17 protein-coding genes and 1 pseudogene are annotated in these 17,580 nt (G+C 66.1%); 6 read left to right on the top strand and 12 right to left on the bottom strand.

The window, feature by feature from the left end; genetic code table 11:
• Positions 1–364 precede the first annotated feature (364 nt).
• Positions 365–1,165 (top strand): YiiX/YebB-like N1pC/P60 family cysteine hydrolase, encoded by an 801-nt coding sequence (locus tag SAOR_RS09535; protein WP_123631226.1) that lies wholly within the window; start codon positions 365–367, stop codon positions 1,163–1,165.
• 18 nt (positions 1,166–1,183) lie between these two features.
• On the opposite strand, the gene SAOR_RS09540 is transcribed toward SAOR_RS09535, so the two are convergent.
• The gene (locus tag SAOR_RS09540) at positions 1,184–1,489 is read right to left on the bottom strand and encodes a carboxymuconolactone decarboxylase family protein (protein WP_123589898.1); all 306 of its coding nucleotides are present in this window, start codon (positions 1,487–1,489) and stop codon (positions 1,184–1,186) included.
• A 419-nt stretch (positions 1,490–1,908) separates the two neighbouring features.
• On the bottom strand, positions 1,909–2,289 hold the full coding sequence (locus SAOR_RS09545; RefSeq protein ID WP_245965433.1) for a YbaN family protein: 381 nt from the start codon (positions 2,287–2,289) through the stop codon (positions 1,909–1,911).
• A gap of 147 nt (positions 2,290–2,436) precedes the next feature.
• On the opposite strand from SAOR_RS09545, the gene SAOR_RS09550 reads away from it, so the two are divergent.
• Positions 2,437–3,468 carry a YihY/virulence factor BrkB family protein gene (locus SAOR_RS09550; RefSeq protein WP_185015619.1) on the top strand — a complete coding sequence of 344 codons (1,032 nt, stop codon included), beginning with the start codon at positions 2,437–2,439 and terminating at the stop codon, positions 3,466–3,468.
• Between the two features lie 3 nt (positions 3,469–3,471).
• Positions 3,472–4,443 (top strand): alpha/beta fold hydrolase, encoded by a 972-nt coding sequence (locus tag SAOR_RS09555; protein WP_123631228.1) that lies wholly within the window; start codon positions 3,472–3,474, stop codon positions 4,441–4,443.
• 512 nt (positions 4,444–4,955) lie between these two features.
• Here the strand turns inward: SAOR_RS09555 and SAOR_RS09560 are convergent.
• The 3 genes from SAOR_RS09560 to SAOR_RS09570 form a co-directional block, all read right to left on the bottom strand.
• Positions 4,956–6,218: an inorganic phosphate transporter gene (locus SAOR_RS09560; RefSeq protein ID WP_123631229.1), complete on the bottom strand. Its 1,263-nt coding sequence runs from the start codon at positions 6,216–6,218 to the stop codon at positions 4,956–4,958.
• 51 nt (positions 6,219–6,269) lie between these two features.
• Positions 6,270–6,956, bottom strand: a complete 687-nt coding sequence (locus SAOR_RS09565; protein ID WP_123589902.1) for a TIGR00153 family protein — start codon at positions 6,954–6,956, stop codon at positions 6,270–6,272.
• Between the two features lie 322 nt (positions 6,957–7,278).
• Positions 7,279–8,184, bottom strand: a complete 906-nt coding sequence (locus SAOR_RS09570; RefSeq protein WP_123631230.1) for an NAD(P)-dependent oxidoreductase — start codon at positions 8,182–8,184, stop codon at positions 7,279–7,281.
• 160 nt (positions 8,185–8,344) lie between these two features.
• Here SAOR_RS09570 and SAOR_RS09575 point away from each other — a divergent pair, with 160 nt between their 5' ends.
• The gene (locus SAOR_RS09575; protein WP_185015620.1) at positions 8,345–10,192 is read left to right on the top strand and encodes a DUF3413 domain-containing protein; all 1,848 of its coding nucleotides are present in this window, start codon (positions 8,345–8,347) and stop codon (positions 10,190–10,192) included.
• A 25-nt stretch (positions 10,193–10,217) separates the two neighbouring features.
• On the opposite strand, the gene SAOR_RS09580 is transcribed toward SAOR_RS09575, so the two are convergent.
• Together SAOR_RS09580 and SAOR_RS09585 are read right to left on the bottom strand one after the other, a co-directional pair.
• Entirely contained in the window at positions 10,218–11,093 is an 876-nt protein-coding gene (locus tag SAOR_RS09580; protein WP_123631232.1) for an MBL fold metallo-hydrolase, read from the bottom strand.
• A gap of 345 nt (positions 11,094–11,438) precedes the next feature.
• Positions 11,439–13,634 carry a DNA/RNA helicase domain-containing protein gene (locus tag SAOR_RS09585; protein WP_123631233.1) on the bottom strand — a complete coding sequence of 732 codons (2,196 nt, stop codon included), beginning with the start codon at positions 13,632–13,634 and terminating at the stop codon, positions 11,439–11,441.
• A 121-nt stretch (positions 13,635–13,755) separates the two neighbouring features.
• Here SAOR_RS09585 and SAOR_RS09590 point away from each other — a divergent pair, with 121 nt between their 5' ends.
• Positions 13,756–13,968: a DUF4357 domain-containing protein gene (locus tag SAOR_RS09590; protein ID WP_281273436.1), complete on the top strand. Its 213-nt coding sequence runs from the start codon at positions 13,756–13,758 to the stop codon at positions 13,966–13,968.
• A 14-nt stretch (positions 13,969–13,982) separates the two neighbouring features.
• On the opposite strand, the gene SAOR_RS09595 is transcribed toward SAOR_RS09590, so the two are convergent.
• Together SAOR_RS09595 and SAOR_RS09600 are read right to left on the bottom strand one after the other, a co-directional pair.
• Complete coding sequence (locus SAOR_RS09595) at positions 13,983–14,327, bottom strand: HepT-like ribonuclease domain-containing protein (RefSeq protein ID WP_123631235.1); 345 nt, start codon at positions 14,325–14,327, stop codon at positions 13,983–13,985.
• Positions 14,317–14,625 (bottom strand): nucleotidyltransferase family protein, encoded by a 309-nt coding sequence (locus SAOR_RS09600; protein WP_123631236.1) that lies wholly within the window; start codon positions 14,623–14,625, stop codon positions 14,317–14,319. The genes SAOR_RS09595 and SAOR_RS09600 overlap by 11 nt, the downstream gene beginning before the upstream one ends.
• 231 nt (positions 14,626–14,856) lie before the next feature.
• Between SAOR_RS09600 and SAOR_RS09605 the strand changes: the two genes are divergently transcribed.
• Positions 14,857–15,420: a DUF6933 domain-containing protein gene (locus SAOR_RS09605; protein ID WP_123631237.1), complete on the top strand. Its 564-nt coding sequence runs from the start codon at positions 14,857–14,859 to the stop codon at positions 15,418–15,420.
• Positions 15,421–15,455: 35 nt separating this feature from the next.
• On the opposite strand, the gene SAOR_RS09610 is transcribed toward SAOR_RS09605, so the two are convergent.
• From SAOR_RS09610 to SAOR_RS09620, 3 genes and pseudogenes are all read right to left on the bottom strand, one after another.
• Positions 15,456–16,457: a virulence RhuM family protein/type II toxin-antitoxin system death-on-curing family toxin gene (locus SAOR_RS09610; protein WP_185015621.1), complete on the bottom strand. Its 1,002-nt coding sequence runs from the start codon at positions 16,455–16,457 to the stop codon at positions 15,456–15,458.
• Positions 16,458–16,535: 78 nt separating this feature from the next.
• Complete coding sequence (locus tag SAOR_RS09615) at positions 16,536–17,153, bottom strand: LutC/YkgG family protein (RefSeq protein ID WP_123631238.1); 618 nt, start codon at positions 17,151–17,153, stop codon at positions 16,536–16,538.
• A pseudogene (locus SAOR_RS09620) lies at positions 17,150–17,580 on the bottom strand (4Fe-4S ferredoxin); the annotation flags it as partial. The gene SAOR_RS09615 and the pseudogene SAOR_RS09620, both read right to left, overlap by 4 nt.

Genomic DNA, 17,580 nt, shown 5'->3' on the forward strand with positions numbered 1-17,580 from the left:
CCCGGGCCGTGTCCGATCGACGCCGACCATGCGGGTCTCGGTGTCGTCGCCCGAAGACCGAGCGGCCGCCGGGCCCGGTAGACACGTCATGCGCGCGTCGCCCTGGCGGGCGTGTCCGGTAGCTGGCGGGGCGCGAATCGCCGATCGTGGTGCACCGCAATCAGGACCTGCCACGCCGCTGGGTGCCGATGGCTGATCGTTCTCGGGTGGCCCGGCCCTGTGCGACAGGCACTCTATCGCGTCAATCCGGCGTGCCGGCGCGATCGCGCGACGTGACGCCCCAGTGCGCACCACGTCTCGTGTGTCCGCGAACAGCGCTTGGCGCGGGCTCGCATGTCGTGTCGACTCGCCCTAAGCTGGCCGCATGAGCGATACCGATTCCCGCGACTGGCGCGCCCGGGTGATCGCCGGCGTGTCGCGATGGCTGCGTCAGGAAACCCGGCCGCTGGGCATGCCGCGCAACGACTTCGAGCGGCTCTGCGAGCAGCTCCGTCCCGCCGATGTGGTGCTCGTGGAGGGGCGCACGCGCATCTCCGGCATCATCCAGAGCGTGACCCTGTCCTCCTGGACCCACGCCGGGCTGTATGTCGGCCGCCTGGACGATCTGGCCGCCGGCGACGCGGTGGCGCGGCTGCGGGATGCCGGCGTTCCGGGCGACATGCCCGTGCTGCTGGAGGCCGAGATCGGCCGCGGCGTGCATCTGTCGCCGATCACGCGCTACGCACGGGAACATCTGCGATTGTGCCGGGCGCGCGAACTGAGCGTGCGCGACGCCCAGACCGTGGTGGCGTTCGCGCTGGCGCGGCTCGGCGCGCCATACAACCTGCGCCAGATCGGCGATCTGCTGCGGTTCTTCTTCCCCTACGGCCTGCTGCCACGGCGCTGGCGCTCGAGCCTGTTCGAGGCCGGCCACGGCGACATGGCGCGCACCATCTGCTCCACGCTCATCGCGCGGGCGTTCGCCCGCGTGCGCTATCCGATCCTGCCGGAGATGCACCGCGGGCCCCACGGCGAGGTCGTCCTGCACCGCCGCAACGCCCGGCTGGTGACGCCGCGCGACTTCGACCACTCGCCCTACTTCGAGATCGTCAAGTATCCGTTCTTCGGGGACGACGTCGCCCGCTACCGCGAACTGAGCTGGGCCGACGACCGGCCGGTGCCGTGAACCGGCCGGTCCGTGGGCCTATTTGTCGAACATGTGGGTGGCGTGGGTGATCGCGCCGCCGGCGCGGATGGCCGCCGCGACCACCGCGGTCTCGCCGAGCTCGGCATCGCTGGCGCCGGCCTCGCGTGCGGCGTCGGTGTGCAACTCGATGCAGTAGGGACACTGGGTGGTCATGGCCACCGCCAGCGCGATCAGCTGCTTGGTCTTGCCGTCGATGGTCCCTGCCTTGAAGGCGGCCTGGTCGAAGGCCCAGAAGGCGTCCATGCCCTCCGGGGCGCTGGCGTTCAGGGTCTCGAGCCGGTTGAGATTCTGCTTGTCGTACATCACGCCTCCGATGATCGTTGTCGTTGTGCTTGCCGCTGCAAATATCTGATTGCGGCGGCATTCGAGACTGCGCCGCGGCTGTTGCGGCTGTCAACGTGAATCGAACGATCGGTACAATCCTGGGCGTTCGATGGGCCGCGGGTGCGCCGATGCCGCTGGCCACCCCGCAAACCGCGCGGCACCGAGTGCGCGTCGCCCGTTCGGCATCGCTTCCCCGGCCGTCGCCGTCCTGCGGCCTGAAATCGCAGGCGGATTGCGGTGCGGCCAATCGGGCGCGAACCGCCGCGCAGGCATGGCGCGATGGTTCGCGGGGCGCAGGGGAACCGCTGGCTCGCGCTCGGGCGTCGGCCCCGGGGCCGCGTATAGACGCGCCGGGCCGGCCACGCCGCGGGCGTGCGGCCGGTCTGGGCGAGTAGGCCCTAGCGCGGCGGCGTGGGCCGGGTGGCCAGAAACACGGCCACGCCGCACAGCCCGGCGGTCACGCCGATCGCCAGCGGGCGGTAGTCGATGTGCCACCAGACGATGCCCGCGCTCGCGGCGATCGTCGTCAGGGCGATCAGCTTGGCCCGGGGGGCGATCGCGCGGTCGCGTTCCCAGTTGACGATGGCCGGGCCGGCATAGCGGTTGGCGCGGATCCAGCGGGCGAAACGCGGCGAGCCGCGCGAGGCCAGGGCCACGGCGGCTAGCATGAAGGGCGTCGTCGGCAGCAGCGGCAGGAACACGCCCAGCACGCCGAGCGCGAACAACAGCGCCGCGGCGAGCACGTACAGATGCCGGATGAACGCCGGGCGCGGGTTCACGATCGCGCTCCGCGCAGAAGGATAGACGGGCGTTCGGCGGCGATCATGGCGAAATGCTACGTGCCGGCGCGCCCGGCTGTCATGCCGCGCGCAACCGTGTCGTGCGCGGTGCGTATACTCGACCATCGCATTTGCAGGTGGGACTCGATGGTGCACCGACGCAACGCCCAGCGACCGGCGCCCGACGGCGAGGTCGCCAACGACGGCCGCGGCCGTCGCGCGCGCAATCCGGCCGCCATTCCGCTGATCGGCTGGCGCGACGTGCTGCTGCGCGTCTATCACGCCTTCGGCGACAACAACCTGTCCATCATCGCGGCGGGGGTTTCGTTCTACGGTCTGCTCGCGATCTTTCCCGGCATCGCCGCCTTCGTGGCGATCTACGGCCTGTTTCAGGACCCCGGACAGGTCGTGGCCCAGATGCAGGCGATGCAGGGCATCGTGCCGGCCGACGTCATCAACACCGTCACCGCTCAGATGACCCAGATCGCCGGTCGTCCGGAGGCCTCGCTGGGCTTCGCCGCCCTGTTCACGCTGGTGCTGGCGCTGTGGAGCGCGCGCAAGGGCACGACCGCGCTGATGGTCGCGCTCAACGTCGTCTACGCCGAACGCGAGACGCGCAACTTCTTCGTGCAGATCGCGGTCTCGCTCGCGCTCACGCTGGCGATCATCCTGGGGCTGAGCGCGATCGCGCTGCTGGCCGCGGGCGTGCCGCTGGTGCTGACCGCCCTCGACTTCGCGGATTGGGTGGTCACCATCGGTCGCGGCCTGGGTCTCGGCGGCGCGGCCCTGCTGCTGATGACCGGCATCGCCGGGCTGTACCGCTTCGCCCCCAGCCGGCGGGCGCCGCGCTGGCGCTGGGTGCTGGTGGGTGCGGCGACGGTCACGGTGTTCTGGATTCTCGGCTCGATCGCGTTCTCGGTCTATGTCGCGTTTTCCGGTTCCTATTCGGCGACCTACGGCTCGATCGGGGCGGTGGTGGTCGTGCTCACCTGGCTCTACATCACCGTGCTGATCATGCTGGTGGGCGGCGAGCTCAACGCCCAGCTGGAATACCAGACCGCGGCCGACACCACCGCCGGCCACACCCGGCCGATGGGCGAGCGCGGCGCCTTCGTGGCCGACAACGTCGCCCGCAAGACCGAGGCGATCGACTTCGAGCAGCAGGACAGGCCGGAGTAGCGCGTGGCCACGACCGATCTCCACGTCGACAGCAGCCACGCCCCCGGCGAGCGCATCCGGCTGCGCGAACGCCATGCGGGTGTTTCACCCGCCGCGGCAGGGCGCGCGGTACTGTTCATCCACGGCGCGACCTATCCCGGCGCGATGTTCGATGTCCCCGGCACGAGCTGGCTGGCCCACGCCGTGGCCGACGGCTATGCCGCCTACGCCCTGGACGTGCGCGGCTACGGCGGCTCGACCCGGCCCGCGGCTATGGACGGGCCGCCCGAGCGGGCCGCGCCCTTCGCCCGGGCGGACGCCGCGATCGCCGACATCGCCGACTGTATCGCGACAATCCGCGAGCGCGCGGAGGTGGACACGGTGGATGTGGTGGGTTGGTCCTGGGGCACGATGACCTGCGGCGGGTACGCCGCCACGCGGCCGGGCACCATCGGCCGTCTGGTGTTGTTCGCGCCGGTGTTTCGTCACCGCGACCCGTCGCGGCTGCAGGCGCTGGTCGGCCGCCGCGGTGCCGGCGATCCGGGGGCGCTCGGCGCCTATCGCACGGTCACGATGGCGCAGGCCGCGGCCCGCTGGGACGCCGACTTCGACGGCGACGACCCCGCGCGCTGGCGCGCGCCCGGGGTGCTCGAACGCTGGTTCGATCTGATGTGCGCCGACGAGCCGGCGGAAGTTGTGCGTGCACCCAACGGCGTGCTGCTGGATCTGGCCGAGGCGCTCGACGGGCGCGCGCTCTACGACGCCGGCGCGATCGACAGGCCTACCCTGGTGGTGCGCGGCAGCACGGACGCCACCGCGGTGCGCGCGGACGCGCTGGGGCTCTACGACGCCCTGGGCGGCGCGCATCGCCAGTACGCCGAGATCGCCGACGGCGGCCATTTCCTGCTGCTGGAGCGGCGGGCCCCGGCGCTGTTCGAGACCGTTTCGCGTTTTCTCCGCGGCCCGCTGGACGACAGCGACGCCGGGCGCCTCTAACCCCGGTCGTTACCCGCCCTCGGAGCCGGCCGGCGACGCCGCCCGGGCGCCCCGTGATCGCGGCGCGCTTATCGGCGCGCTATCTGTTGCGCCTCGCCGGAGCCGAACGCGTCGATCGACCACGGCCGGTCGCCCATGCCTGAGCGTGGACTGGCGACAGCGCCGTGCCGAATTCATGATTCTCAGCGTTGTTTGGCGCCCGCCGCCGTTCTGATCGGGGCCGGTGTTCACCGGTGCGCACGATGCCCTGGCACGGGCGCGCCGACGCGGTGGGATGATGTAAGCGGGCGCGTCCTCCGCGGGGACGTTGCCGTGCGACGTGGCGGCGCGGCCGGAAATCGCCGCGGCGGACGCGGCATGCGGCGAGCGTAGCGCTCGAGGCCGCGACCGCGCCGATGAGCTCGCGGGCTCGCCCGCGTCTGAGCAAGATCACGCGAGGCAGCCGAGCCGTGGGTGCCGGCGCGATGATGTCGGCCCGGCGGAGGCACGCCCGGGCCCTGCCCGGATCGGCTCTAGAACAGCGCCCGCAGCAGGAAATAGAAGATCGCGGTGAACAGGGCCGCGCCCGGCAGGGTCAGCAGCCAGCCGATGAAGATGGTGCCCAGTACCGACAGGTCCAGCGCGCGGATGCCGCGGGCCATGCCCACGCCGAGCACGCCGCCGATCAGCGTCTGCGTGGTCGAGACCGGGATCGCGAACCAGGTGGCCAGCACTATGGTCGAGGCTGCCGACAGCTCGGCGGAGAAGCCGCGGCTGGGTGTGAGCTCGGTGATACGGGTGCCGATCGTGCGCATCACCCGGTGGCCGTAGGTCGCCAGCCCCACCACGATGCCGCCGCCGCCCAGGGCCAGCACCCAGCCGGACAGCTCCGAGCGCGCGCCGACCGCCTCGGGGTTGCCGACCACGTTCAGGACCGCCGCGACCGGGCCCACGGCGTTGGCGACATCGTTGGAACCGTGCGCAAACGCCATGGTCGCCGCCGTGAACACCTGGGCATAGCCGAACACCCGCTCCACGTTGCGATAGCGATCCGAGGCCCGGGCCTCGGCCGACAGGTCCACCCGCCGCAGCACCAGTGCGGAGAACACGGCGGCAAGGGCGCCGAGCGCGAGCGCGCCGACGACGCTGGTGGTCGTCGAGAGCGTGAGGCCGATATGGGCCAGGCCCTTGACCAGGGTGACCAGCGCGATCACGAAAGCGGCCAGGAAGACGTAGTAGGGCACGTAGCGGCGCGCACCCGCGGCCGGATCCGGATGGTTGAGCACCAGCATGCGGATGGATTCGAACAGCACGAAGGCGACCAGCCCCGCCAGCAGCGGCGAGACGACCCAGCTGGCCACGATCTTGCCGATCGCGCCCCAGTTCACCGGCTCGACCCCGAAGGCCACCAGGGCGAAGCCGAGAATGCCGCCGACGATCGACTGGCCGGTGGATACCGGCAAGCCGCGCATGGAGGTGACCACCAGAAAGCTGCCCGCACCGAGCAGGGCCGCGAGCATGCCGTAGACCAGCAGTTCGGGCTGGTCGGCGAAGGCCTCCGGCCGGATCAGCCCGCCGCTGATCGTCTCCGTGACCTGGCCGCCGGCGAGCCAGGCGCCGAGAAACTCGAAGGTGCCGGCGATGAGCACGGCCTGCCAGACCGTGATCGCGCCCGAGCCGACCGAGGTGCCCATGGCGTTGGCGACGTCGTTGGCGCCGATGCCCCAGGCCATGAAGAAGCCGAAGACGCACGCCAGGACGATGAACAGGTCGGCGTGCTGCGCGATGATCGACATGAGGCGGGTGGGAGACGCGGCGCGGAGCGCGCAGGTTAGCGGATGCGCCGGCTATCGCGCCATCATGATCTGCAGGCGCGAACCCACACGCTCGGCGCGGTCGGCGACCGTGCCGATCCAGTCGATCACGCGGTAGAGGAACATCACCTCCAGCGGCGGCAGCTCGCTTTCCAGCGCCAGCAGGCGCTGCCGGATGTCGATCTGCTCCTCGTCGGCGCGTTTTTCCAGCCGGCCGAGTTCGACGACCATGTCCTCGATCATCTCGCCGACGTTGCGGCCGAAGCCCGAATCGAGCAGCTCGTCGAGCTCCTCGATCACCTTGCGCGCCTGGTGCACGGAGGCGATCGAGGTCTGCATGTAGTCGCCGATCGGCTGCTCAAGCGTGGCCGGGAACTGCATCCGCCGCCCGGTCATCAGGCCCGAGATATCCTTGATCTTGTTGATGATCTTGTCCTGCGCCTCGATCAGGACCAGCAGATCCGAACGCGAGATCGGGAGAAACAGGGTGGACGGCAGGTTCAGGCGGATCCGATCCTTGAGGTCGTCCGCGGCGTGCTCGCACTCCGCGATCTGCGTGTGCAGCCCGTCCGCGCGCGCCCAGTCGCCGGCCGCGCTGGCCTCGAGGTAGGCGCCGAGCAGGTCGGCGCCGTGATCGACCTGACGAATGTGCTCGGCCACCGCGTCGAACGGCGAGCGCCCGAACAGACGGCTCAGAGGGCTGTTCTTGCTGGGGTCCATACGCTGCTCCGGTGTCGAGCGTTCATCCTAACGTCTGCCGCGGTGCGGCGGCATGCTTCGGCCAGCCGCGCGGGCTGCGACCGGGCGCGCCGGAATGCGTCGTGGCGGTTGTCGGGCCCGCATCGCGGCGACGTCGAGTGTGTCGACAGGGCGGCGCAGGCAGACGAGCGGAGACGCGTGGGCGTTCGCCGGGCCGCCGCCTGCGATCCGAAGGCTGCCGCCTCCGTTCGATCGACTCCGGCCGGGGGATCGAATCGCCGGCTCGGCAGCGTGCATGTTCGCATCGCGACGATGGCCCGGCACGCCGACGGGCCGTCGGGACTCAGTCGCGATCGTCCAGATGGGCGGCCCGGCGCGAGCCTTCGGCCAGTACCGACAGATCCAGGTCGGCCTCGCCGGCCGCGAGTGCTTCGACCAGGCGTTCGCGCGCGGTCGCGGCCAGCGGCAGGGGCACGTGTTCGGCCCGCGCGGCGGCCAGCGCCAGATTCATGTCCTTGGCGCCGAGCGCCAGCCGGAAGCCTTCCGGGTTGTCGTAGTCGCGGTCGGCCATGGCGCCGGAATAGCCGAGATAGGCCGGAGCCGCGAACACCGAACCGGTGATGATCTCGAGAAAATCCGCGGGCTCGACGCCGTAGGCCGAGGTCAGGCTCGTGGCCTCGCCCATGGCTTCCACCGCGGTCACCAGCATGAAGTTGGCGGCCAGCTTGATGGCGTTGGCGCGATGGGGTTCGTCACCGGCCGGCCAGACGTTCTGCCCCATCGCCGTCAGCGCCGGGCGCGCGCGTTCGACGGCGTGGGCGGCGCCGGCGGCGACGATGTTGAGCCGCGCCGCGCGGGCGATGTCGGGCCGGCCCAGCACCGGCGCGGCGACGTAGTCGCGGCCGGCCTCGGCGTGGCGTGCGGTCATCTCCCGGGCGCATTCGATCGAGCAGGTCGCCATGTTCACGTGTACGCCGTGATCCGGCATGGCGGTGATCAGGTCGTGCGCGTCGACCACCGCGCGCACGGCGTCGTCGTCGGCCAGCATGGTGACGAGCACGTCGCAGGCCGCGGCCTCGGCGGCGTGTCCCGCCCGCCGGGCGCCGGCCGCGACCAGGCCCTCGCATGCCGCCGGCGAGCGGTTCCAGACTGTGACCGCAAAGCCGGCCCCGAGCAGGTTGTGGGCCATCGCGCGGCCCATGACGCCGAGGCCGATGAAACCGATGCGGGCGCTGTGTTCCGGTGCCATGAGCGCTTGTGCTTTGGGTGTTGCTGTCAGGCTAACACCGGTGTCGCCGCCGGCGATGGCCGCCCGTTGACGCGATCTTGACGCCCCGGTTGCGGAACCATGACAGGCAGACTTGTCTCATATCGCAGAAATTCAACGCCTCCTCGCAATGTTGAACCCTGTGGATCGGGCCGTCCGGCGCGGCGAACTGCTGCGCTGGCTGGGCTGGCTCGTCGTCGTCAACACGCTCGTGCTGTCGCTGATCGCGCTGCGCTATCTGGATGTCGGCGATCTCGCCGACGGCTGGGCGGCGCGAACCTTCGGCGTGGCGATGTTCTTCGCGCACTTCGTCTCCGTGGCGCTGATACCGCTGCTGCCGGTGATGCTCCTGGCGCTGATCGCGCCGCTGCGGCACGTGGTGGTGCCGCTGGCGTGGGCGATCAACGTCGTGCTGAGCTGTCTGCTGCTGGTCGATACCCTGGTCTTTCAGCAGTACCGCTTCCATCTGAACGGCGCGCTGGTGGCGCTGTTCTTCTCCGACGCCTCGGCCGAGACCTTCGAGTTCTCGACGCTGATGAAGATTCAGGCGGGGCTGATCGCCCTCGGCGTGGCGCTGGCTCATGCGGTGCTCGCGCGCCTGGTCTGGCGGTTCGTCACCCGCACGCCGCACCGGCGCGACGGCTACGCGGTGGCGGGTGCGTTCGTTGTGCTGCTGCTGGGCACGAATCTCTACCATGCCTATGCCGACGCCGCCGGCCGCGGCGCCGTCACCCGTCAGACCCAGCTGCTGCCCGGCTACGAGCCGCTGACGGCCAAGGGCTTTCTCGCCGACCGCGGCTACGAGGTCGCCCGGGCGCCGCGCACGGAAACCGATGGCGGTGCGCTGGACTATCCGCGCGAGCCGCTGGACACGCACCGGCCGGCGGAGCGGCCCAATATCCTGTTCATCGTCATCGACTCCTGGCGCGGCGATGCGATGAACGCGCAGGTGTCGCCGCACATCGCCGAATTCGCTCGCGAGAACACGCGGTTCACGCGCCACTACAGCGGTGGCAACGCCACGCGCATGGGCATGTTCTCGTTGTTCTACGGCATTCCGGGCACCTACTGGCAGAGCGCGCTCAACAGCAGCACGCGGCCGGCGCTGGTCAATCGGCTGCAGGCGCTCGGCTACGACTTCGACATCTTCCGCAGCGCGCCGCTGTCCTCGCCCGAGTTCGACCGCACCATCTTCGCCCACATGCCGGACCTGCGGATGGAGTCCGAGGGGCATTCCTCGCCGGCACGCGACATCGACGCCAATCGCGACTTCATCGCGTATCTGAACGACCGCGACCCGGCGACCGATCCGCCGTTCTTTGGTCTGGTCTTCCACGACTCGCCGCACGCCTATGACCTGCCGGACGACGCCCCGCGCCCGTTCCAGCCGAGCTGGGATGCGGTCAACTATCTGTCGCTGGACGAGGACACCGACCCCACCGGCCTGCACAACCTCTACCGCAACTCGGTGCATTTCGTGGACGGGCTCATCGGCAAGGTCTTCGACAAGCTCGAGGCGGAAGGCCTGATGGACGAGACCATCGTCATCGTCACCGGCGATCACGGGCAGGAGTTCAACGATCTGGGCCTGAACTACTGGGGCCACAACGGCAACTTCAGCCGCTACCAGACCCGCGTGCCCATGATCGTGCACTGGCCGGGCCGCAGCGAGCCCGGCCGGCGGGTCGAGCATCTCACGAGCTTCTTCGACGTCGCGCCCACGCTGCTCGACCACGCGCTGGGCGTGGACAACGCCTACCGCGCCACCAGCGTCGGCCACGACCTGTTCGAGCCGGCCGACCGGCTGCCGTTGATCATGGCGCGCTACCGCCGCCACGCCGCGATGACCGAGGACGGGTTCATCGAGTTTCCGCCGATCGGCCCGGTCAAGGCCGTCGACCGCGACTATCGCCCGCGTGAAGACGGCCCGTCGCCGGCTGCGATCCGGGACACGCTCGAGCAGATGACGCGGTTTCGCGAAACCGACTAGCCGCGCGGCCGGTCGCCCGTTCTATTCAGACGAACGGCGACCACACGTGCGGCAGAAAACGATAGCCATCGCCGTCGGCCACCACATGGCCGATGCCGGGGAAGTCGATATGGTGGCCGGCGATCAGCTCGCCGGTCGCCGCGACCTCGGCGAACAGCGCCTGGCGTGAGTGCACCGCCTGTTCCGGGTCGGTATCGAACATCACATGCGCATCCGGGCGCGGGAACTGGATCTGCGGCAAGTGCACGATATCGGCCGCGATCAGCAGACGCTCGCCGTTGGATTCGATCCGATAACCGCTGTGATCCGGTGTATGGCCGGGCAGCGGATAGCGTGTGATGCCGGGCATGATCGCATCGTCATCGATCGCGCGTAGATTTGCCGCACACGCATCGAACACCCGTTGTGCATTGGCGAACTGATTGCGCAGCATGTCGCTCGGATCATCCGGCACCGCGCCGCGCCAGAAATCCAGCTCGCCGGCCGGTACGAAAATCTCGGCCTGCGGAAAGACGGGATTGTCGTCGCCATCGATCAACCCGCCGAGGTGGTCCGGGTGGCTGTGGGTGAGAATCACGCGGTCGATATCCGCCGGCGTCAGCCCCATCTCATCGAGCCCGGCGCCCAGCCGCGCGCCTTCATCGCCCACCAGACCGCCCAGCCCGGTATCGATGAGAATCCGCTCGTCACCCGTATCCACCAGATAACAGTTCAGCGTGATCTTCGGCGGTGTCGGCCGCCGGCTTGCCGCGTGCAGATCCTGCACCGTCGCCTCGTCCAGATTCGAGATCAGCCCGAACCCACCTTGCAGATAGGCGTCCTGGATGGTCGTGACGACAAAGTCGCCCACGCGCAGGTGGTGGATGTTGGAGGATTGGGTTTGGGGTTGTCCGTGCGGCATGTCGCTTCGCTATGGGCTGGCCAATACGAACGGACTTGGTGACGATCGTGAGGCGTTAAAGAATGCGTGGCCAGAAACAACGGTTAGCCAGCGGCTATGCGCCGCAATTATCGAAGGCTGCGATCAGTCGAAGTCGGTGTTTCGAGCCGCCGCATCGCGGCTCGGCGAATCGAGTCCGGCACCGCCTGACATGCTAAAGCGATCTCGAATGCGACTGCCAAGGCGAATACGGTTGTATGCGTAGCGTTGCACTCGTTCAGTGGCCACATGTTTTCGGCAAAATGGTGGCGATGACGTGCTGACGAATGGCGGTATACGCGACGCTGTCGCTTCGAGTGTATTGCTTCAAATCTTGACTGCCTGCTTGAGATGTTTTCGCGTTTCCTCGTCTTCAATCCAAAGGTATACGCCGCGCAACGCCCGCGTAAGCAGGATGCGATAGGCCTGCTTGACCGACTGTAAGAGTTGGTCGCGAGCCTCAGTGTCGGGATCGCGTTCGCGCCTTGCACGGCTCGCCGTATTGATAACGCCGGATTCGTGAACGTGCTGCGGATCGACGCACCAACGGTTCGTGCGCCATACGAGATCGCTCATCCAAAGAATCCCGACGTAGTCAAAATCGAAACCCCTAACGGCGTAGGTGCAGCCCACTTCGCATAAGGGATCGTTTGCCATCGGGCTACCTGGGCGGGCTTGCACGAAGAATGCGTAGTCGTTGTTCGGGACGTAGTTCCAAGGACGCCGCCACTCCTGGCCATTGCCGATGGCAATGCGGAAGTCGTTTAGTTCAGCTGGCGCGTTGTGGGGATCAGGAAAATCTCGTGACGACCATGGACGCGAATAGCTCGCCAGGATGCGTGCCGAACGACCGTGTTCGATTTGCGCGCGCAGTGCGTGTTCCAGTTCGGTGGGCGTATCGAATATCTCGAAAGCCATACGGTTGGAGTTCGATGAACTACGGTAGCGTGTCGGTTTTTCGGCGACTTGGGATAGTCCAGTCGCCCCCGGTTGCCGTCCGGGTGATGCGAGCCAGCGCCGGGCGTTCCTAGCCGCGAAGCGCGGATTGATATTCTCGAATACTGAGTCGAGCCATTCCACGTACTCGCGTGAGCCGGCGCAACGAAATTGGGTGTCCTCAAGGCTGATCGTCTCCACCTCCGCGTCAAGTTCCCGCGCCCAAGCGTGAATATCCTCGCGGCTAGTGTTCTCTCGGTCGCGAAAGCCCTGTTCGGGATCGAGGAAAAATACCGTCAGGCGGGAACAGCGCATCACGTGAAAGGCTTGAGGGCCGAGTGGCGCCGGAAAGCCAAATTGTCCGCGGCCCGCGATTTGTTCGGGATTGATCAATGCATGAGCCTCATCCACCAACGACACGAGGTAGGCATCGTTCTCGGCGCCATATCGTGGTGTGTTCATAGCCGCGAGATGGCGCAAATTCTGGCGCCATTGCTGTGAATCGCTGAATAACGACTTCCCATGCTGGCGACGCAGGCGGCCGATATCGTGGGTCGTGGCCGGATAGTACTGATTTACTTTCTTGACCACGCCTGCGGCACTTGCTCGTTGTGCCGCATCACGGAAGATCTGTGTCCAGTTGCTGTTTTGGCTCTGGGAAGTTGTGGTAAAGACAAGATCGCCCTCGCGCGTCGTGTCGTCGGTGACCAGGGCGGCCCACAGCTTCGCCGCCACCACCGATTTGCCGCTGCCCGGCGGCCCCTCTACGATAACGACGCGCTTCGGTGCATCGCCCATGCGTTCGTCCAGGTAGCGTGACGTGCGTTCGCGGCACAGCGAAAGCGCCGCGCGCTGGTTTTCCAGAAGCACGAAAGGGTCCTTCGTCGAATCGAGAAGCTGTTGGCCGATCTGGGCGACGAAGCCACGCTCCTGCCGATAACCCCCAGCCGAAAACCGTGCAGCGAACTCCTCATCGGGCGTGTTAACCCGTGTGCGGAGGAAGTCTGGAAACCGTGCTTCGATGTCGTTAGCGGCTGTAGTGAATATTGGATAGTTGAGGGTCAGGCCGCGATTTGGGGCAGCGCTGTAAGCCGTGGCGTTACCCGAGCGGGTGAATAGCACGCAGCCATCCACGGCAGCGTGCGAATCTTGAACGGCGGTATGGTAACGACGGCAATACTCGGTATAGCCGCGAACTTGGTCGCTGGGATGCAATACATCGCGGCCTCGACGATTGATCAGTCCTTCTGCGGAGCCGGGCGTATCGCCGTTGAGCAGCCAGTGCTTGAGTTCGATGATAACCGCAGAAGGCCGACCAGCGGCATTTCCGAGCAGCACAGCGTCACACCAGGAAGCAGTAGCCGGTAGCTGATATTCGACGTCGACATGGCCTGCGCCTTCAGCGAAGAAAAGATGCAAGTCGTTTAATGCCGGTGCAGAAAGCATTTCAGCTAATACAGGAAGCGAGTGCTGCCAGGCGTTGCGTTCTTCGGGAGATTGCCGTCCGGTCAGATCCTGGAGTCGGTGTATAAAGCTATCGAGATCTTGTTCGATGGCGTTTTTATACTCTGCGACCGTTAGCAGCATCGGCGTAGCTCAATGGTAATTCTGCGTTTAGATTGCCGTTTCTAAGGTTTTCCGTCTATCTGCTTTTGCGAGTGTATGGCTCACTGAAAGTGTTAACAAAGCCGACTCGATCCACGAATACATACGGGATTTTCGGCATCAGCGGCGGGATCGTGGCGTTCTGATGTGTGACGCCCAGCTGCTTCGATTCAAACAGGATTTCCGCTTCAATTCGCCGTCGCTGGCGGCCGGTGTGCTGGTCGGCGGCAGTGCGAATGGGCGGATTTGCTGGAAGGATGAACGCGAGCGCACGCTGAAGTCGTTGCAAGCGGCGCGCGCAGACGCAGCGATATGAATATCCGGTTGCGTTCAGCCGAATTCAGCGATAAGGGCGTTTACGTCTGTTTCCAGTTGGGGTAAACGATCGATGACGGCGCTCCAGACCAGGCCATCGTCCAGCTCGGCATATCCGTGGATGAGAATGTTGCGGAAGCTGATGATATTTCTATAGTCACGTACGCGCGCTTGCGCGGCTGGGTCGAGGCGGCCGAGCTTGTTGAGCGCTTCGCCGATAATTTCGAACTGGCGCTCGACGGCGGAGCGCAGCAACAGATCACGGGAGTATTGCGGGTAGGTTTTGTCTCGGCAAAACTCCCGGATCGCCTTGGCGGCTCGTTGCATGTCGTACAAATACATCGCGACGTCACGCGACATAAACTGCCTGCCGCGTTTTTTCGATGCTCTTCAAGAAGTACGGGTTTTTTATCGCGTTGGTGCTGACAAGATCGACAGGGCGATCGAACAGCCGACTCAGTTCGTTCTGAAGACCGAAGAAAGCGTCGAACTTGCCGCTGGGGTCGTCGTCGCTCTTGAATTCGACCAGAAAGTCCAGGTCGCTGGTTTCCGGGTCGAATTGCTGCGTAGCGGCAGAACCAAACAATTCCAGGCGCGCCACGCCATAGCGTCGGGCCACCAACGCCAATTCATTGGAATATGGTTCGACTATGTTCATCGCAGACTAGATTAAGCGATCCCGGGTATCGGGTCACGTAGGGGTAGCATGGCTTTATGCCGCTGTTTGGCCACCATGGGCTCTGCGCTTAAATTCAGCGTGCTCGCCGCTCGTCTGTGGAGCTTATATTAATGCGCTGCTGGCGTTCGAGCTGGCAATCGTGGGAACGCGAGTCCGAGCGTATTATTGTAGCGTGCCGAAGGACAAGTTTTCTTGATCGGACTGTGGCCTATGACTGCACTGCGCTGTACCGCCAAACTGCTCAAGCCTCTCAAGACAAAGCCCGCGGCTGACCTCTGTGCGCCAACGAACTGCCTGGGCGACTGGTCGGCGAATGTGGTGCGCTACGCACGTAAACCGTTCGTGATCGCGGTCGCGGAGTATTCGCGGATTGCGCTTATTTTGCCGGCCGCGCCTTATGCCACGTTGGTCGAACGGTTTCAGCACGATTTGCCGTATCTACTGCGTTATCTGCGTGTCCCGGAGGTGCAGATCGAGGCGGAACTCGCAGCCATGCAGCCGGTGCGTATTGCCAAGACCAATTCGCGTTCCGTGCTGGCGAGCATCAACAATTACGACTTGATGATTTCGTGGCTTCTGGCGGGCGGCGAGGATTGGAGCACCGTCGATTTAATGCAGCGCATCGCGGAAGATATAAGCAAGCCGAATGACTACCAGCCCACGGGCGATGCCGTACGGGTGCGGTTTGGCCTGGAACCGATGATTGGCCCCGCCATGCGGGAACAGGACCGGCGCTTTGGCGAGGCGTACAGACAATCGTCGAGCGCGCATTGAGCAGGTCCGGCATGCCGCAATCGAGGGCGTGCCGATCAATCCGGCGCCGCGAGCATATTCATGACCAAGCGAATCATCACGTCCTTGGTTGCCGGATCGGATTCGGCCACCAGCAACGTGAGCGCAGCGAGACCCACGTCGTTGACGATCGCCTCGCTGCGTTCGTTGAACAGGCGATCGTTGCGGTGCAGGAAGTTCACGAATAGGAAGGCAGCGCTGCGTTTGTTGCCGTCGGTGAACGGGTGGTTCTTCACCACGAAATAGAGCAGGTGGGCGGCCTTGGCCTCAACGGACGGATAAGCGGGTTCGCCGAATACGCTTTGATCCAGATTCGCGAGCAGCGCCTCGAAAGCCTCGCCGCGTTCTCGCGCGAACAGGTCTGTGGCTTCGCCGCGTTCGATCAGCCCGGCCTTGAGCTCGGCGAGCGCGGTTCGGGCCTCGTCGAGCGTGGGTAGATGACCGCCGGATTGCGCCTGGGGCTCGGTCAGCAGGCCTTCGTCGTAGCGTTGCAGCAGCAGAAAAGTCTGGGCGTAGCGTGTCGCGATATCCACCAGGCCACGGCCGCTGGTCGCATCGAGCGCCGGGCTTTGTGCGGTCTTGCGTAGCAGGGCCATCGCCGCTTCGAGTTCGCGGGCGTTGGTGTCGAAGCGCTGGCGCGCCAGCGTCCAGCCTTGCAGCAGGTGTTCGCGTAAAACGCGGGTGGCCCATTGGCGAAACTGGACGGCGCGCTTTGAGTTGACGCGGTAGCCCACGGAGATGATGGCGTCCAGGTTGTAGTGCTGAACTGAACGGCGAACCTGGCGCTGACCTTCTTGGCGAACTACCGAGGATTCCTCGGTAGTTGCCGCGGCCTCTAATTCCCCGTCCTGGAATATATTCTTCAAATGAAGACCGATATTGTCGGTCGACGTGTCGAATACATCAGCCATCTGCCGCTGTGTTAACCAAACGGTTTCCCGAGCCGTATCCAGACGCACGTCGACCGACTGGTCGGCGTCTTCATAAATCAGGATCGGTGTGTCGGCGCTGGGATTCACGACAAGGCGGGGCAGGACGTCACAATCGGAAGATTACGTCATCCCGGTCGATGGAGGTGATATCGGGTTGCGCCGCGATCAACGGGCCGGAATCACCGTCAAAGACCGCACGCCCTGCGCGCCGCGCACGAGAACGCCTTCGATATCCGCGGTGGCCGAGGGGCCGGTGTGGAAGACGGTGTAGTTGGCGTTGACGAAGTCGTCGCGCTGGTAGGCGCGGTGCATGTTGGTGACGATTTCGCCCGGGTCGAGCAGTACGACGAGGTGCTGGGCGAGGTAGGCGACGGCGTTGACGGTGAGTTCGGCTTCGGTGAAGCACACGCTGCCGGTTTCGGCGATGCCGAAGCGGGCGCGCAGCACGGCGATGTCCACGTCGTGGACGCTGCCCGGATCGTCGCTGTCGGTCAGCGCGCGGTTGCCGGCGACTTCCGGTACGTTCGAGGCGATGACGGCCTCCTCGAACGGCTTGCCGAGCTTGTCGGCGAGCGCTTCCTGCAGGGCGGCGTCGACGCCTTGGCCGTCGGTCAGCGCGTGCCAGGTGCCGCCCATGGTGGCCAGGCGTTCGGCGAACAGGGCGGCGAGGCCGTCCGCGTCCTGCGGGTAGCGGTCGTCGTAGTTCGGCACGGCGGGCGCGGGGGCGTTCATGGCCGGCTTGTTGGCGCGGATAGCGCCAAGAATATCGTCGCGCGCGCTCATTCGTTGGCCCCGCCGGCCGACGTTTTCTCTTGGCCGCTCAGTCGGTTACGCTTGTACCAGTCGTGGAAAGTGCCGTTTTCCGGCGGGCTGGGCATTTCGCGACCTTCGCCCCATACGTTCATACGGTTATAGAGCGCCCAGCGCGGCAGGTGCTTGAGCGCGGAGTTCGTCGTCTTGATCGCCATCCGGTAGCCCTTGGGGCTGGCCAGCACCTGGCCGGCGGCGGTCAGGCCGGTCTTCTTGGTCCACGGCAGATGGCCCTCTTCGGCCAGCACCTGGCGCCAGCCGAAGATCTGTTCGTGGATATTGATCTTCACCGGGCAGACGTTGGTGCAACTGCCGTTGAGCGTGGAGGCGAACGGCAGGTTGGAATAGCGGTGGGCGTCGAAGCTCGGGTTGAGGATCAGCCCGAGCGGGCCGGCATAGG

Source organism: Salinisphaera orenii subsp. orenii MK-B5, from assembly GCF_003788635.1.
Lineage (GTDB): Bacteria > Pseudomonadota > Gammaproteobacteria > Nevskiales > Salinisphaeraceae > Salinisphaera > Salinisphaera orenii.

Excerpts from the sequence above, each read along its gene's own strand:
- SAOR_RS09535 (WP_123631226.1), top strand. The coding sequence starts at position 365 with ATGAGCGATACCGATTCCCGCGACTGGCGCGCCCGGGTGATCGCCGGC.
- SAOR_RS09540 (WP_123589898.1), bottom strand. The coding sequence starts at position 1,489 with ATGTACGACAAGCAGAATCTCAACCGGCTCGAGACCCTGAACGCCAGC.
- SAOR_RS09550 (WP_185015619.1), top strand. The coding sequence starts at position 2,437 with ATGGTGCACCGACGCAACGCCCAGCGACCGGCGCCCGACGGCGAGGTC.
- SAOR_RS09560 (WP_123631229.1), bottom strand. The coding sequence starts at position 6,218 with ATGTCGATCATCGCGCAGCACGCCGACCTGTTCATCGTCCTGGCGTGC.
- SAOR_RS09565 (WP_123589902.1), bottom strand. The coding sequence starts at position 6,956 with ATGGACCCCAGCAAGAACAGCCCTCTGAGCCGTCTGTTCGGGCGCTCG.
- SAOR_RS09570 (WP_123631230.1), bottom strand. The coding sequence starts at position 8,184 with ATGGCACCGGAACACAGCGCCCGCATCGGTTTCATCGGCCTCGGCGTC.
- SAOR_RS09580 (WP_123631232.1), bottom strand. The coding sequence starts at position 11,093 with ATGCCGCACGGACAACCCCAAACCCAATCCTCCAACATCCACCACCTG.
- SAOR_RS09585 (WP_123631233.1), bottom strand. The coding sequence starts at position 13,634 with ATGCTGCTAACGGTCGCAGAGTATAAAAACGCCATCGAACAAGATCTC.
- SAOR_RS09595 (WP_123631235.1), bottom strand. The coding sequence starts at position 14,327 with ATGTCGCGTGACGTCGCGATGTATTTGTACGACATGCAACGAGCCGCC.
- SAOR_RS09600 (WP_123631236.1), bottom strand. The coding sequence starts at position 14,625 with ATGAACATAGTCGAACCATATTCCAATGAATTGGCGTTGGTGGCCCGA.
- SAOR_RS09605 (WP_123631237.1), top strand. The coding sequence starts at position 14,857 with ATGACTGCACTGCGCTGTACCGCCAAACTGCTCAAGCCTCTCAAGACA.
- SAOR_RS09615 (WP_123631238.1), bottom strand. The coding sequence starts at position 17,153 with ATGAGCGCGCGCGACGATATTCTTGGCGCTATCCGCGCCAACAAGCCG.